The following is a 17558-nucleotide window of genomic DNA, read 5'->3' on the forward strand; positions in this document are numbered from 1 at the left end:
TGTTGAACATTTCTTTAAAATAAGCCGTCTATATTAACGCGTTTTTCATGCTTGTGTTCTATAAATCCTTAAGTTTTTACAAAAAGCAAGGTCTCAAGGTCTTTTCTCTATGCGTGTATTATCCACCTCTCTTTTCGTATCAACCTTTACTACACTTATACTGGCAATAAGAATTTTATTTTCAAGTGCATACGCGCAAACACCCCTTTTGCAAGGGAAAGTACCAATCCCTTTGGTTCGCCCTACTCCCTTTACCGCAAAAGAAGCTCAAGAATCTCTTCAACAGATACACACTACATCACACAATACTGCTACACTTCAGCAACTGAAAACTGGGCTAGATGCACTAGCAAACAACAATATTGCAAAAACAATAAATCTTCGTAATTCAATGGAAAAACATAGCCTTGATCGTCATATTTTGACATGGGCGCTGGGGGTGTCAAACCAAGCTAATATACCCAGTTCTGAAATATTTAATGCAATCAACATGCTAAAAGGATGGCCCGGTATAGAAACGATGCAACGCAATGCTGAACGTGCTTTTCTTAACGAAACCAACGTCACACGCGCAATCATCCAAAAATTTTCTCATCACCCGCCCCAAACAGCACAAGGGATGGCTCTCTTCGCTAAAGCACTTATCGCAACGGGACAAACCACTCGTGCTCAACACGTTATTGCGCCATGGTGGCATAAAACACAGCTTAATGCAAAAGAAGAAGTATTTGTTCTTAAAAATGCAAACGCTGCATTAAAACCTATTGATCATTTGAGACGCATGCAGTTTATGCTCTATGCACATCGTTTTGATTCAGCAGCACGCGTTGCAAAATTAGCCCATGCTCAATCTCTTTTTAATGCTTTTGTGGCCGTTGAAAAAAATGATCCTAGAGCTACACAAAAATTAAAAGCTGTAGAGAGATCATGGCAAAAAGATCCTCTTTTTCAGTTTGCTCGAATACGCCATCTTCGACGAACAGAGCAATATGATGCAGCAGCAGCACTCATGATGAAAACATCAAAAGATGCATTCCGCCTTATGAACCCTCATTCATTGTGGAAAGAACAACGCGCCCTTTCTCGTGAAATGCTCGATTTAAACAAACCAAAAATTGCTTATCAACTTGTTGCAATGCACACTGGTATAACATCTGCATTAGCCGTCGATGCTGAGTTTCATGCAGGGTGGTATGCACTACGGTTTCTTCATAACCCTAAATTGGCAATGCAGCATTTTTCACGTATTCCTCAACTCTCTTCTTTACCTTTTTATGCATCACGTGGATATTACTGGATGGGACGAACAGCAGAAACGCTAGAAGAACATCAAAATGCCCAGCAATACTTTCATCGCGCAGCTCATTTTGGTGCAACTTACTATGGTCAATTAGCCGCTGCACGACTCAACCAAAAAAAGCTTAAAGTTTTCTTTCCCAAACCAACAACCGCTGAGCGACAACATTTTAGTGCACGAAAAGCGATCAAAGCAATTCAACGTCTTGAAGCAGCCGGCTATGCTGATTTTGCTAAAATTTTTTATAGAGAGCTCGGAAAAAAAATAGAAAGCCCCGGTGAATTAGCTCTTCTGGCTGTTATGGCAGAAAAAAATGGAGACTATTATACCAGCCTCAAAATTGGAAAAATGGCTGTTTTTCAGGGGAAAAATGTCGGTGCACTCTCTCATCCTCTGGGAGCTATACCAGCTTCTGCTAATATTTCTGTAGAAGAAAAATCGCTTATCTATGCCATTGCACGCCAAGAAAGCGAATTTAATCCAACAGCCATATCAAAAGCAGGTGCACAAGGTATACTCCAATTGCTTCCTACAACAGCAAAAGCACTGGCAAAAAAATACTCAATCGCATGGTCTCCTAAAAAATTTAGCAGTGATGCTCATTATAATGCAACATTAGGTGCTCATTTTCTCAATGAACAATTAGAACGTTTTAATGGATCCTATATACTAACTCTTATTGGCTATAATGCGGGTCCCCGTCGAGTCAATGAATGGATAAAACGTTATGGCGATCCTCGAGGTCAATCTCTCGATAACGTCATTGATTGGATTGAACGTATTCCTTATACAGAAACACGTAATTACGTGATGCGTGTCATGGAAAATTATGGTGTCTACAAAGCAAGACTCACTGGGAAAATAGATATAACAACCGACTTGCTTTCTGGTCGACGGAAATAATATGCCTTAACTTCCCAAATAGCATTTGAAATGCGTTCACAAGAAGTGTTTTTATTCCTTTTTAAATAGTACCCACATACCAACCTTCTTAGGATATATAAAAAGTAATTTTAATTAATTCAGTATTAATAAATTCGAAATGAGAAAACCCTCCGCTATTTTGGTCTTTTATTCCAAATACAAAATGATGAATTATCATTATAAATAAACATGTCGTACAAATAGTTCATTTCTTCTCAACATAAACGACAATATCATAGAGATTACAAATATAAGAAAAGAGTGAAACAAATAGCTCATCCTTTTACTACTGCTTATTAGACAATATTCAAATCTTGTGAAACAGCATTTTTTAAAACTATTTTTTCTGCTTATAACATTTCTATACCAAATAAGAGCACGTTATTATATATATATATCGTTTGGATTATTTCTGATAACAGAAAGACAGACACATTGAGTTAGAAAGCCTTTAAAGACAAACAATTTTCTTCTGCATCTTCCCTTTTCATTCGGTTTTACGACTTTTAAATATGTCAATATCTTTTAATAATGAAGATGAAACTTTGCTTTTTGTTTTTCTCATTTTTACATATAAGCTTTACATATAAGCTCACATCCTTCACACAAAACAGAGTATCCCCAAATAGTATGTTTTTCTTATTTATATTATTGTTTTATTTTAATGTTTCTAAGTCCATTTCACAACGGTGTATCTGAAAAGTACTTACGAAAATCCTCTCACGAATGGTATAAAAATCGATTAGACCTTTAATTAATAAAAGCTATAGCTCTATCATCCCTTAACTCCCAATGTTGCAAAAGCCCTTTCATTTAGAGCACTCATAAGAAGTATATTCACTGCTTTTTAGAAGTTTTTTATCCATGCTCCTCCTCAACTTGTATCATAAGTAAGCGGATGGTTTTGATTGATTCAACATCAAAAAAATTCGAATAAATTATATTTGAACTTTCATTAAAATTATAAACAATCATTATAAATCAATATATTATAAGAAAGCGCCCCGCATAAAAAATCAGCTAAATATTAGGGATACTCTAATTGTTTTATTCACTTTTGATGGTGGTGGTGGTGGAAAAGAACCAACGCGTCGAAGGGCTGCCATCGCTAATCGATCAAGTTCCGGGTCACCAGCAGAGACTACTACACGACTAGAAAAAATACTCCCCTGCTCATGCACCATAAATTCTAACTTCACCGTTCCTTTTGTACGATTGGTGCGCTGTCCCACAATATAATTTTTTTGCCTTTCTAATTGTGACTGTACCTTTGCTAACCACTCCATTAACAACATATCTTCAAGCCCTGCTGTACCGCCGCCCTTGTTGATGGAAGAAGAACGTACCGCCTTTGCATTGGAGCGCTTTACTACAGCCTTTGGCATCGGTATTGTTTTTTTGATAAACGCTTTATGCTCCACTTTTTGAGGTAGGGGTTCTTCCAAAGGCTTTAAGTCATCTTGTTCTACTATATGCTGAGGTTCTTCCGATTGAACTTCATCCACGGATTCCAATCCTTCTGACTCCTGCTCTAGGAGATCAGACTGTAATACTTCTTGCTCTGTATTAATATCCAACTCTCTATGAATATCTGGCAAGTCTGTATCAACATCCGGATATACAGTTTCTTGCATAAAAGTCAGCATAATCTCCGACGAGAGCAAACCATTACTTATACCAGTACTTTGAAAATAAAACTGTGCTGCCAATAATACATGCAAAAAGAAAGCCCCAATAAATGCACCAATCCAAAGAGTTAATAATTGTTTCGTATTTGCAAAAATCATCGTTTCTTCTGCCACTATTTTAAGCTTAATATTGGTGTTCAATCTCATTAAAACAGGCTATTTTGAAATTGCAACTTTTTTCTTGACTGATTTTGTCATGTTTAATATGGTCTTCTAATGATTTTGTGACGTTGTCAAAATCATTCCTACTTGGCTGGCAAGTTTTAATCAGTGAGTCCAGCCTTTTTGTATTAAAAAATTTCAAAACAGAGAGGGGATGTTTAAAAGGGTTATGATGTGTTATGCAAATAAGACGAAAAAATATCTATAAAAGCTGTGTAATTTTAAGTGCATTATCGGTCTGTATACCTTCATTTGTTTTTGCACAAAATAAAGATGGAAGTGCTGTCACTGAACTCAAACCAATCCTTATTAAAGGAAAAAAAATAGAAGATGCTTCAAATTCAATAACCATTCTGACTGATCGTAAGACCAACAAGAATATTGATGAAAGACAAATAACTGATGTTTATGATGTGAGTCGTCTTAATCCTTCCGTATCCTATAACTCAGAAAATAACAGTTTCGTTATTCGGGGTTTAGATGCAAACCGTGTTCTTATGACAATGGATGGTATTTCTCTTCCATGGTTTAATGATATATTCCGTGGTGGAGGTGGAAACACAACTTTTGATTTCAATGCTCTTTCTACGTTTGATACTATTCAAGGATCAGATTCTAGTCTTTATGGTTCTGGCGCCTTAGGGGGAATCATTGCGTTGCGTACCCTTGATCCTGAAGACCTGATCGTGGAAGAAAAGAATTGGGGAAGCCTTATAAAAGGTGGTTATAATTCTGTTGATAACAGCTGGCGCATCGATCAAGCTTTTGCTGTGCGTAATTACCAGACATTTTTACTTTTTCAAGGATCTTATGTAGAAGGTCATGAGCGCAAAAATATGGGAACAGTAGAAGGGTATGAGGAACGCACGCGCAAAAACCCTTCTCACTTTGATAAAAATAACTTGCTTTTTAAAATTCATCAATATTTGAGTGATAATCACCGCCTTGGTTTTACCGCAGAGCGTTTTGGTCATAATAGTAACACACATGAATTAAATTCGTCTAAAAGATACGCTCCAGGTTCCGTTTATGAGCAGGATAATAAACTTCGTGAGCGCTTTTCTCTTTCTTATAATTATAATGGTAATGGTGATGCAGTTCTTGATGCGTTTAATGGGCAGCTTTATTGGCAAAGGCAATCAAGTCGTTACGTTATGACAGGCGTTCGTGTTTCAGCTCCCAAAGGGGATTATTTGAGAGATAATTTCTTGCGTAATATCAATTATGGTTTCAATGCTGATGCCCTTAAAAAAGTGGATTTTGGCACTATAAACCATACGTTAAAGTTTGTAATGAATGTTTCGTCATCTAAATTTCATCACTATTTGTTAGGTAAAGACAATTGTCATATAAAAGAATACGCTCGGGGATGTCTTTTTGTTCCTGCTAATCGATCAGATTCACCAGACACAAATGGTTACAATTTAGGTTTTGTTTTTGAAGATGAAATTGGGTTGGTTGATGATCGTTTTCGTATAACACCGGGAATCCGGTATGATTGGTACAAATATGTTCCTCAGAAAACACCTTCTTATGAGAAAGCACTGATTTCTGATAAATTCCCTCCAGAAAGAAATGGTTCACGCTTTTCTCCTAAATTACGCGTGGAGTGGGATGTTCGTAATCAAGTAACGCTCTATGCTCAGTGGGCACAGGCTTTTCGTGCACCACGTATTTCAGAACTTTACGTCTCTTATATCAAACCTTCTGCTTATTACGTGAAAGGGAATCCTGATCTTCAACCAGAAACAAGCAATGGGTATGATGTTGGTCTACGGTATGGAAATGTAAATTTCGGTGGTTCCTTCAATGCCTTTTTCAATAAATATAAGAATTTCATAGATACTGAGGATAGAGGGCCATCAGAGGAATTTAGATTTGCGCGTCGGCATTACATGAATCGTTTTCACGTGCAAATTTTTGGTGTTGAGACAAAAGCCCATTTAGTTCTTAAAAATGGTTTTCATAGCAATGTTGCTCTTGCTTATTCACAAGGAAAAGATCTTGATAAAAAGGAGTATCTTAACTCAATTCCTCCTTTGAAAGCAGTTATCGGATTAGGATATGCAAAAGAGGTTTGGGGAAGCGATATTATCCTTACTTTGGCAGCTAAACGTGACAAAGTAGCCGGAGAATCTGATTACCAAAAAATTCCAGGATATCATGTCGTTGATATGACAGGGTGGTGGAAACCATTCGGTGAAACGGGACCTATTCTAAGAGCCGGTGTTTATAATCTTTTCAATACAAAATATTGGAATGTATCTGAACTTCCTTCAGGTAAAAGTTCAACACCAAAAGATTATTATAGCCAGCCTGGTCGTAACTTTAAGGTGTCGTTTGTACAAAAGTTTTAGTCACTTCTGTTAATTATTCGGTCAATAAAATCGTATTGATAAAAGGATTAATTATTGTGTTTCTATTTTCAACATCTTTAAAATTACAAAGATTTGGTAGAAAAGTTTTAATTCTTTCTGTTTTATCGTTTTTTGATTGCTCAGCTGTTGGCGATAGAGTGTTATTTTGTGATAGATTGAACTCTTAAAAGAATTTAATTTATTGCCTTGGAATTGTAAAATTTGAAAGTTAGTTTTTGAGTTAAGTAACATAAGGTAAATTCATGGCACATACAGCTGAAATGATTCTTCGTTTGCGTGAAGAAAAAAAAGAAATGCGAAACCGCGATTTTGCGGTTTCGATTGGTATATCTGAAGCGGAGCTTATTGCGGCTTATTGTACCATTGGAAAAGCAAAAAGGCTACAAACTGATGTTGCTACTCTCTTGGAAAATGCACCTCGACTTGGAACCGTCATGGTCTTAACTCGCAATGAATATGCTGTTCACGAAATAACGGGACGCTTTGAAAAAATTGTTCAAAACGAACATATTCCTATCACACTTGGTGAAATTGATTTGCGTATTTTTACAAAACAATGGAAGTTCGGTTTTGAATATGATGTCGTTATTCTTGGAAAACCTACAAAAAGTCTGCAATTCTTTGATCAACATGGCGTTGCTATTTTAAAGGTCTATTCTAAAGATATGACAAATATGGAAGAGTGGAATGAACTTGTTGAAAAGCTCCTTCTTGAAGATCAGTCTCCTGTTCTTAACATTCTTCCCGTTTCTCTCCCAGCCCAATGTGACATAACAGAATTGGATATTGAGAGTTTTCGGGATCGTTGGCGGAAAATGACAGATGTACACCAACTTCACAAAATTATTTCCGAATTTAAAATTAATCGACATCATGCTGTAAAATATGTTGGTAATGAATTTGCCGATGAATTACAGGTAAATGCTGTTGAAATAATGCTTAACCAAGTCGCACAACAAGAACTGCCAATCATGTGTTTTGTTGGGAATAAAGGGTGTATTCAAATTTTTAGTGGGACTGTAAAAAATATTAAGCAAATGGGACCTTGGCTTAATGTTCTTGATCCAAGATTTGACCTTCATTTACTCACGTCTGGGATTGCTAGAGTATGGCATGTTCGCAAACCTACCCGTGATGGTTATGTCAGTTCACTTGAAGTTTTCGATAAAGATGATGAGATGGTTATTCAATTTTTTGGCGTACGCAAGGAGGGTCAAAAAGAACGTGAAGATTGGCGTTCTTTATTGAATAGTTTGCCATCATGCCAAGAAAACAGCAGTAACTAAGATAAGATAAGGTTAGACATGTTCATATCTCTTTTACATAGGTTATCAAACCTTTTTCTTACGTGTTTACTGCTCTCTCTTACTTGTTTTTCTAAACAAGTAATTGCTGAACCTGCAACGCGTTTTCCTGAAAATGCTCGAATTGTTTCTATCGGCGGAGCACTTACAGAAATTGTCTATGCATTGGGAGCCCAAGATCAACTTGTCGCCCGTGATAGTACAAGCGTCTACCCACAAGAAGCGCTCAAGCTTCCTGTGCTTGGATATATGCGTGCTCTTTCACCTGAGGGGGTTTTATCACTTGCTCCAGAGGGTATATTGCTTGTTGAAGGAAGTGGTCCCGCTTCAACAATTGATATTCTCAAAAAAACATCAATACCTCTGGTGATCATACCAGAAGACTACTCCCGTGAAAATGTGATAGAAAAGATTCGCCTCGTTGGTCAAGCCATTCATCGGGAAGTGCAAGCCGCGGCGTTAATTGAGAAATTGAAGCGTAATTTTTTAGACAACGATGCGCGTTTGGCGAAAGTAACAACACCAAAGCGTGTTCTTTTTGTTTTCTCTGTGCAAAATGGACGCGTCATGGCATCTGGAACAGGTACTGCAGCTGATAGTATGATCAAACTTTCAGGCGCTATCAATGCTATCACCGATTATAAAGGATATAAACTTCTCAACGGCGAAGCATTATTGAAATCAGATCCTGATGTTATTTTGCTTGTAAAACATGGTGCAAGATCAACCAGCATTGATAAGATTTTAGCCATACCGGCAGTTCAAGCAACAACTGCAGCGAAAAATCATGCCATAAAACAGATGGATGCTATGTATTTTTTGGGATTTGGTCCACGTACTGCAGACGCATCAAGAGAGCTTATTGAGATACTTTATGGTGCACATCAAAACGGTAAGAGCTGATAAAAATGGTAGACGGTACATCCAAGATGCATTTACCTAAAGAAAAAGAAGGTAAAAAAATAAACCGTTCAAAGCAGGGAAAAATTTTATTATTAAGCTTAATAATATTCCTTATTTTCAGTATTTTTGGTGGGCTCTTGAATGGTGCAGCAAAGGTTTCTTTCGTTGATCTCCTCCATGTGATACTTACACAAGATTTTTCGCTAAGTAGTAAAACGCGTGATTACCTCGTGCTCATCGACATAAGGCTTCCCCGTGTTATCTTGGGATTATTAATTGGAGCAGCCTTAGCTGTCTCCGGTGTTCTTATGCAAGGGCTTTTTCGTAATCCTCTTGCAGATCCCGGAATTGTAGGTGTATCAGCAGGTGCTGGACTTGGAGCAGTCTTAGCAATTGTTGTCGGCATTGCTTTTCCTGTTTCTTTTGCACCTTTTCTAGAGCCTTATAAAGTTATCATAGGTGCTTTTTTTGGTGGACTTTTATCAACGATTATTCTCTACATAATAGCAACGCATAACAGCTTTACCTCTATTGCAACCATGCTGCTTGCTGGTATTGCTCTTGGTGCATTAAGCAGTGCAGTTGTCGGAACATTGATTTTTGTCGCAAATGACCAACAACTGCGTGATATCACTTTTTGGAGTCTGGGCTCTCTTGCGGGCGCTACGTGGTTGAAAGTATGGCTCGTTCTCCCTTTTATCGTTATTGGTCTTCTTTTCTCTCCCTTTTTATCACGAGCACTTAATGCCCTTGCTCTTGGAGAAGCTGTTGCTGGCCATATTGGTTTCCATATTCAACGCGTCAAAAATATTGCTATTCCCCTTGTTGCTCTTATGTGCGGTAGTGCTGTTGCTGTCAGTGGTGGTATTGGTTTTATTGGTATTATTGTTCCTCATATTTTACGTCAACTCATAGGTCCTGATCATCGCTATCTCATTCCTTGCTCTGCTCTCTTGGGAGCAGCATTACTTATTTTTGCTGATATGTTTGCACGCTTAATTGTTGCCCCCGCAGAATTGCCGATTGGGATTGTAACAGCACTTTTTGGTGCACCTTTCTTTCTATGGATCCTTATATGCAAACGAGGAACAGACTTTTCATGATTGAAGCGACAAATATTTGTGTTCAGCGCGGAAAGAAGCAGATTCTTAAACACATTAATCTTCAAGCTAAAAGTGGTGCTTTTACCATTATTATTGGTCCTAATGGATCAGGAAAAAGTACTTTTATCAAAGCTCTGAGTGGTGAAATTCCTTACAGTGGAAAAATAACCTTAAATGGTTATAATGTATGCCAAACAAAAACTCATGTAATGGCAAAAATGCGCGCTGTACTACCACAATCAACAACGCTCGTATTTCCATTCTTAGTCCATGAAGTTGTAGGGCTTGGCCTTTCTGTAAACCAATTTAGCATTGCCAAAGCCGAATTGCAAAATCTTATCCAGAAAGCTTTAGAGTGCGTTGACCTTTCTGATTATGGCAACCTGTATTATCACCAATTATCAGGTGGAGAACAAGCTAGAGTACAACTTGCCCGTGTACTTTGCCAAGTCTGGAAACCTGTTCATAATGGGATTCCTCGCTGGATGATATTAGATGAACCTATTGCTAGCCTCGATATTCAACATCAAATCATCGTTATGGATATTGCTAAACAATTTGCTCATTCTGGTGGCGGCGTTCTTGCTGTTCTTCATGACCTCAATCTCGCGGCACATTATGCAGATAACATGATCTTGCTCAAGGAAGGTGAGATTTATTGCGAAGGAAATGCAACTAATGTGTTGACAACACAAAATCTCCGCAATGTTTATCATTGTTCTTTAAACGTTTCTGAATTACCTAAAGAAGATATCCCTTTTATACTCCCTCAAACGACATCCTCCTATGAAATTAGATCTCTAGGCTATCGGCTTCAATCTAAAAACTAAAGTCCATAGCAAAATAAAACACGCAAATATTCAAGAATCTTTTTTATTTTCATATGAACTCCTTTTTGTCATCTGTCATTAAAAAAGAAGACCAATTACCCTAAAGATATTTTTGGAAAAAAATACCAGTTTAAAATCTTTTAAGATTTTACGTAACTAAAAACATGTGAAATTTTATTTGCTATCAAACTGTTATATCATACAAATTTATACAACATAAACATGCGTTTTCCCACTCTTTCTATCACTTTTATCTTTATAAAAATGATTCAAGAAATGCGTATAAATGCCTTTGTTATAATAACGGGTGTATTATTATATCTTCTAAGGACCATATAGAAATCAAGTACCTTTCTCCCCTGCATAAAAGATTTATTTGTAACTTTAATGGTAATGTTTTCTTTATAATACATATATTTTAGCTTTTTGTATAAATAAATATTGATTTACAATGATATTTTTACTTTTCTCTCTCTATTAAAAAATTGTTTATTGGCATATCATAAAGAATTAACCTATTGAATAAAAACTTTAAAATAAACTCAATAACGCTTCTTGTAAGCCCCCTAATGCAAAAACAATGCGGAATATAGGGATGAGGAGAGAGTATAGAAATAGCGTTTGTCTTCTGCTTCATAAGCATAATGATGATTCCACTCAAAGGGGAACTATCATTTACAGATAAAGCCTCCTACCATGGCAATGCAAAGAAATGAAATCGACAACAAGGTGAGAAATCTCTTTATAAGATGAATTAACTCATACAGGGATATGCTATTTTTGTACAAAAAAACGCTAAAAATATTGTACTTTTTTATGCCTCAGGTTGAATAATTTTATTACCTTCCCCTATCAAAACACCTTGTGAAAAAATATATCTCCAGATCTCTTCACGGCACAGTTTAAATGATTTTTACACATTTTCCCTATGTTATCATATAATTATAAAAAAGTTATGATTTTCTTTTTTTATAATAAATTATATCCTTAACTCTTTCTTTCAATCATTTTAAAATTGTTTTTTGACGCTCTCAAGTATTCTATTAACAATATAGATTTCCTTTTCATATGCATAGAAAATAACGCGGAATTGCTCCGCGTTAACAAAATTATCAAGGTGTATAGATTATTATTACTTAAACATACTCATGATTTTATAGCATAGACAACGGTTGTATTAACAGGGCGCGTTTCTGCCTCACCCGTATGGGAAAGAGTTACCTTGTGTGTATGTGCACCAGCAGAAGCTGTTCTCCCTTTCAGGGTTGCATTATAAGTATAATGATTCGGGAGTCTCCCAATATCACCAACGGGCCATCCTACCCCTTGATACTCAAAATTATGCGCATGCTCGCCTGCGTTTTCAATACTCCCAATATGCGTATGTGATTTTATGCTATCTTGTTGTTCATCTGCAAACTTTCTACCACCATCTAAACCCCGACCATTATCAAAGCCGCGTAAAAACATGCCTCTAAAATCGGGAACTTTAAAAGTTTTATTGCTGTCTTTTCCCCATTTATCACCTATTGCCTCGAATAACTGCGGATAATCTTCACGCTTATAGGCCTTACCATCACATAAAAGCCAACCATTTGGCACATTTTGCATAGCAAATGTTGCAATGAATCCAGAGGGGAAACTTTCTATCTTTGGTGGTGTAGGGTTTAATAAATACCAACCCTCATGCTCTTTTATTAAAACACCATTATTGTATACCATTTCATAAATGCCATCTGTTTGAAATTCTCCACCTTCTAATGGTATAACCCCCGTATCAGTGGCTTTATAGATAAGCTTTTCTCCTATATTATTAACAGTTATTGTTGTCACGCCAATATTTACACCACAAGCTTTAAAACGTATGACGATATCATTGTTGTATTTCTTTATAGGCGAAACTGTCTTTAAGGTAATTAATGTTGTTTTATCTTCCAAATTTACTATAAAGCTTGAATTAATAGATCCACCATTATCTGCAAGATATTCGCGCACGCGCTGCATCATCGCCCTTGCACTATCATTAACAGAACTAGGCGGCTGTCCTTCTGCCCAATTAATGATACTATCTGAATAAGCATTTTCATCAGCCTTTAGAGACCAATCATAGATATTAGACATTTTAAATCCCCCATTATTTTCATAGTTTTTCTAACAACTTCTCGTTCTGTGCACTAAAATGTGCTGCCGTTGTTTATTGGTACATCATAACCACTGCACCATCCTTATTTACGCATTTTATCTCTCTTCACTCCTTCCAATTTTATAACCTAAATTCACCAGACGCTTTTCATAACATTAGTATTAATGCTTTCTCTTCTAATGTATAATGTAACCACCTCATCTGATGTTACTTAATATCTTGTTTTGTTGCTTTGCTGTTGTTATATAATTATTTTTTCAATCTTGCATCTTGTTGCAAAATTTATAAATACTTCCAAAATTTTTCTTATTATGGATTTCATATAACCATTACTGAATGTAATAACTTATCATCCACATAGAAAGTTTCTGACTTAAACATTATCTTTTTTTATTTTTTTCAATAGTTTAAATCTATCTCTTCGATATTTTATACCATATATTTTAAACAAAGAAATTCTATCTTTTGGCTATCATTTGTATTAAAACTTTAAAAATTAGCTTCAAATTTTTTGCATGCTTCATTATGTTTTTATTCACATGCAAATACTTTGTTCTATTTTATTCAATTGATTTCTGAAATTGTGTCACAAGATTAGCACCAATGTTTTTTTGAATAAGCTTTTGTTCAATCTAAATGTATCACAGAGAATATATTCAATATGGACATTTGCTCCACACTTTCATTAAACTGGAAATAAAATACTTTGAAATATTAAATATCACACACCTTCACAAAATTTGAAGGTTGTATTCGATCCGGAAAAAACTAAAAAGCATAACCCAGCCCCTCCCCCAATTTTTATGAACAATATCCTTGTTTATTAAACGCCCCATAACCAACTTTTCCCCTCCCACACTTAGCACATCCTCCTCTATATATTATTATATGTATATTTTTTTTGCAAGAACAATAAATCATTCTAAACAACATCTTGCAATTATTGGTGTTCTTCTTAATTCAAGGCAATATTATTTTTATAATAAAGATTAGGTATTGTTTCTCGCTTTTATTTATCGCATTCTTAATGGGAACATCCCCCTCATGAAGAATAGAATGCCCCAAACAAAATATAATGATATTGCATATTACGCACTTTTTAAGAAATATTGTTCAAAATATACTCCTTTCATTTTACGACAGCGCACGTCAATGATACAATAGCAAGCCATTATAGATCATCAGCTTTAAGCTTTTGAAGATACAAGTGGAATCCATCATACATTTTGTTGGCTCCCACGTTTTGACAGCCTCACTCTTAGAATGTTCATTAAATGACATTTGGCTTCCTTTCTTCAAGTGCTTTGCCCCATACGCTCCCACTTATGACGTGCAAGGAAGTGTTTTTATACGAAAAGATATATGATGAGAGGATCTTATGGTATTCTGAGTTATTATTTTAATATGAAAAAAATCTCAATCAAAGCCATAAACTATCTACTTTTCCCTGATAATCCGTTTTTAACTTTATTCTGGTTTATAAAAGCTTCAATATCATAGTTTATCACTTCATAATATCTATTTTCACTCTTAAAAACACACCAAAATCGTTTAAAATATATTTTTATGATTGACAATATAGATATTTAAGCCAACCATATTCGTATTAACAAAAATACTTCAAGTGGGAGGAGGCATGCAAATATTAGAATAGATATTGTATCAGTTTTTCAAAATAACTTTTCTTGAGCTGTATTGGGTTTTCTTTGCTACAAAGCAATACTATCCCTATTCATCTGAATGCTCGTGATTGATAATTTGAATACATCTCCATTAACATCGTAACTCCATTAACATCGCAACCTATTTTTGAACTCCGTGTCTATAAGGAAAAAGTTTGTGCAGAAAAATACTCCATCAATCAGTTGTAGCCCCTTTCCCGCTTCACGCAAAATTTATCAACAGAGCCTTCTCTTTTCTGATGTGCGCGTACCATTGCGTGAAATTTCACTGGCTGATGGCAGTGGTGAAAAACCTTTAAACGTCTACGATACTTCTGGCCCCTACACAGATAAAGATATGATCATTGATATTACAAAAGGCCTGCCAGCAATTAGCTTGCCTTGGCTCTCTAAGCGGGATGATACTGAAACTTATCCTGCACGATTAGTTAAACCTGAAGATAATGGATTGACTTCTGATAAAAACCTTACACCAGCCTTTAAGCAAAAACGTTCTATTTTACGAGCAAAAAATGGCAAAGCAATTACACAAATGGCTTACGCACGCGCAGGTATTATTACCGCCGAAATGGAATATGTGGCTATACGAGAAAATGAAGGATTAGCAGTAGAAGAACGGCAGAATGTACCATCAAATGAAACATTTGCTGGATCAATACCAGAAATTTATACTGCGGAATTTGTGCGCAATGAAATTGCTTGTGGACGCGCCATTATTCCACAAAACATTAATCATCCAGAGTGCGAACCCATGATTATTGGGCGTAATTTTCGTGTTAAAATTAATGCTAATATTGGCAATTCAGCAGTAACTTCATCTATGGAAGAAGAAGTTGATAAAATGGTTTGGGCCATTCGCTGGGGAGCAGATACAGTTATGGATCTCTCAACAGGTCGAAATATTCATAATATTCGTGAGTGGATTATTCGAAATTCTCCTGTGCCCATCGGGACTGTTCCTCTGTATCAAGCACTCGAAAAAGTACAGGGTATTGCCGAAAACTTAACATGGGATATTTTCCGTGATACCCTTATTGAGCAAGCAGAGCAAGGTGTTGATTATTTTACCATTCACGCAGGATTAAGATTACCATTTATTCCTATGACCATTGATCGTGTAACAGGTATTGTTTCACGAGGCGGTTCTATTATGGCAAAATGGTGTCTCCATCATCACAAAGAAAGCTTTCTCTATGAACATTTTGATGAAATTTGTGATATTGCACGCACGTATGACATCTCTCTTTCATTGGGGGATGGATTACGCCCTGGCTCTATTGCCGATGCCAATGATGAGGCCCAATTTGCAGAGCTTAAAACTTTGGGAGAATTGACAAAAATTGCTTGGAAAAAAGATGTACAGGTTATGATTGAAGGTCCTGGGCATGTCCCAATGCACAAAATTAAAGAAAATATGGAGCAACAATTAGATCTTTGTCATGAGGCGCCTTTTTATACTTTGGGACCTCTTACAACGGACATTGCTCCTGGTTATGACCATATTACATCAGCAATTGGTGCCGCTATGATTGGATGGTTTGGAACTGCTATGTTGTGTTATGTAACACCTAAAGAACATCTAGGACTGCCCGATAGGAATGACGTAAAAACTGGTGTGATCACTTATAAAATTGCTGCTCATGCCGCTGACCTTGCTAAAGGTTTACCTAGAGCACAATTGCGCGATAATGCTCTTTCGCGTGCACGATTTGATTTTAGATGGCACGATCAATTTAACCTTTCTCTTGATCCAGAAACAGCCTGTGCCTTTCATGATGAGACAATGCCTAAAGAAGCCCATAAATTAGTGCATTTTTGTTCCATGTGTGGACCAAAATTCTGTTCTATGCGTATTTCCCATGATATTCGTGAGGCAGCTGCAATAAGAAAAACAAAAGGGGAAGGTATGATCGCCATGGCCGAAAAATATCAGAAAAATGGTGACCTTTATATGGAAATTGTTCCTCCTCAAAAAAAGAAAGTAAATAGTTGAAGAACATTCTTATCAAAGGTGCAGGTGTAGGCGGCTTAACAGCTGCCTTTATGTTACAGCAAAAAGGTGCTTCTGTTACTGTATCAGCCCCCCCTCATTCACCTATAGGAAGTGCTAGTTGGTATGCAGGAGGAATGCTCGCACCTTACTGTGAAAGGGAAAGTGCAGAACAAATTGTTGAAGATCTTGGTGTACAAGCTATACAATGGTGGCGTAAAACGCTCCCCAACCTTGTCATACAAAAAGGCACTTTAGTGGTTGCACCTACACGAGATAGAGGAGAGCTCGAACGATTTTCTGTACGTACGCATAATCACAAAACCGTAGATAATACAGAAATAGCTCATCTTGAACCAGATCTTGCTGAACGTTTTAACTGTGCACTCTTTTATGAAAATGAAGCCCATATTGATCCTCGCAAAGCACTTATGGCTTTAAAAGAAAAGCTGCTCAACAATGGAGCCTGTTTTGTTGATGTAGAGAAGGCTGAAAAAAAATTTGATATTGTTATTGATGCGACAGGAATAGCACGTTTAGGAAAAGATAAAAATATACGGGGCGTACGCGGTGAAATGCTTCTCGTGCGCTGCACCGATATTAAAATTTCGCGTCCAATTCGTCTTCTTCATCCACGGTTTCCTCTCTACATTGTACCTCGACAAGATAATATTTTTATGATTGGTGCAACGATGATTGAAAGTGACTTTGATGGTGCAATCTCTGTAAGATCAATGATGGAACTGCTCAACGCGGCTTATACTTTACATCCTGCTTTTGCTGAAGCAGAAATTATTGAATCTGGCGTTGGTGTTCGTCCATGTTATCCTAATAACTTCCCTTCTGTGCATAAAGATGGTAACTTTATTTCTATTAATGGATTTTATAGACATGGTTTTCTGTTGTCTCCAGAAATGGCAAAACGAGCAATGGAATTGGCATTGGAATAAAACATGCAAATATTTGTTAATGGTGAAACAGTCCAAACAGAAGTTATGACTCTCGGTCTCTTGCTTGAAGAATTGGGGTATGAAGGAAATTGGCTTGCAACTGCTGTTAACGCTGAAGTTGTTCCCATAGATGCACGAAGCCAATTTGTCTTGCATGAAGGAGATAAAATTGAAATTTTAAGCCCAATGCAAGGAGGCTAAAAT

11 protein-coding genes are annotated in these 17558 nt (G+C 36.6%); 9 read left to right on the forward strand and 2 right to left on the reverse strand.

Features of this window, described 5'->3' with window-relative positions; translation table 11 throughout:
* The first annotated feature begins 109 nt into the window (after positions 1–109).
* Positions 110–2200, forward strand: coding sequence for a lytic transglycosylase domain-containing protein (locus ACFIK4_RS01590; RefSeq protein ID WP_375638089.1), 2091 nt, complete (start codon positions 110–112; stop codon positions 2198–2200).
* A gap of 1037 nt (positions 2201–3237) precedes the next feature.
* Here ACFIK4_RS01590 and ACFIK4_RS01595 read toward each other — a convergent pair.
* Positions 3238–4008, reverse strand: a complete 771-nt coding sequence (locus ACFIK4_RS01595) for an energy transducer TonB (protein ID WP_375668234.1) — start codon at positions 4006–4008, stop codon at positions 3238–3240.
* A gap of 242 nt (positions 4009–4250) precedes the next feature.
* On the opposite strand from ACFIK4_RS01595, the gene ACFIK4_RS01600 reads away from it, so the two are divergent.
* The 5 genes from ACFIK4_RS01600 to ACFIK4_RS01620 all read left to right on the forward strand — a co-directional run bounded on the left by ACFIK4_RS01600 (position 4251) and on the right by ACFIK4_RS01620 (position 10589).
* The gene (locus ACFIK4_RS01600; RefSeq protein ID WP_375671827.1) at positions 4251–6428 is read left to right on the forward strand and encodes a TonB-dependent hemoglobin/transferrin/lactoferrin family receptor; all 2178 of its coding nucleotides are present in this window, start codon (positions 4251–4253) and stop codon (positions 6426–6428) included.
* A gap of 263 nt (positions 6429–6691) precedes the next feature.
* Positions 6692–7735, forward strand: coding sequence for a hemin-degrading factor (locus ACFIK4_RS01605; protein ID WP_375638087.1), 1044 nt, complete (start codon positions 6692–6694; stop codon positions 7733–7735).
* Positions 7736–7753: 18 nt separating this feature from the next.
* Complete coding sequence (locus ACFIK4_RS01610) at positions 7754–8656, forward strand: hemin ABC transporter substrate-binding protein (RefSeq protein ID WP_375649502.1); 903 nt, start codon at positions 7754–7756, stop codon at positions 8654–8656.
* 5 nt (positions 8657–8661) lie between these two features.
* Entirely contained in the window at positions 8662–9759 is a 1098-nt protein-coding gene (locus ACFIK4_RS01615; RefSeq protein ID WP_375668209.1) for a FecCD family ABC transporter permease, read from the forward strand.
* Positions 9756–10589: a heme ABC transporter ATP-binding protein gene (locus ACFIK4_RS01620; RefSeq protein ID WP_375629313.1), complete on the forward strand. Its 834-nt coding sequence runs from the start codon at positions 9756–9758 to the stop codon at positions 10587–10589. The genes ACFIK4_RS01615 and ACFIK4_RS01620 overlap by 4 nt, the downstream gene beginning before the upstream one ends.
* Before the next feature lie 1146 nt (positions 10590–11735).
* Here the strand turns inward: ACFIK4_RS01620 and ACFIK4_RS01625 are convergent.
* A complete protein-coding gene (locus tag ACFIK4_RS01625; protein ID WP_375611203.1) occupies positions 11736–12710 on the reverse strand; it encodes a tail fiber protein in 975 nt (324 codons plus the stop codon).
* 1861 nt (positions 12711–14571) lie between these two features.
* Here ACFIK4_RS01625 and thiC point away from each other — a divergent pair.
* From thiC to thiS, 3 genes are read left to right on the forward strand one after another with little or no spacing between them, the layout of a single operon-like run.
* Positions 14572–16407 carry a phosphomethylpyrimidine synthase ThiC gene (gene thiC / locus ACFIK4_RS01630; RefSeq protein WP_375674703.1) on the forward strand — a complete coding sequence of 612 codons (1836 nt, stop codon included), beginning with the start codon at positions 14572–14574 and terminating at the stop codon, positions 16405–16407.
* Complete coding sequence (locus ACFIK4_RS01635; protein ID WP_375611201.1) at positions 16404–17354, forward strand: FAD-dependent oxidoreductase; 951 nt, start codon at positions 16404–16406, stop codon at positions 17352–17354. Before thiC ends, ACFIK4_RS01635 begins: the two co-directional genes overlap by 4 nt.
* A gap of 3 nt (positions 17355–17357) precedes the next feature.
* Positions 17358–17555 carry a sulfur carrier protein ThiS gene (gene thiS, locus ACFIK4_RS01640; RefSeq protein WP_273791115.1) on the forward strand — a complete coding sequence of 66 codons (198 nt, stop codon included), beginning with the start codon at positions 17358–17360 and terminating at the stop codon, positions 17553–17555.
* Positions 17556–17558 lie beyond the last annotated feature (3 nt).

This window comes from Bartonella sp. AP9QHHD (assembly GCF_042195625.1).
Classification (GTDB): domain Bacteria; phylum Pseudomonadota; class Alphaproteobacteria; order Rhizobiales; family Rhizobiaceae; genus Bartonella.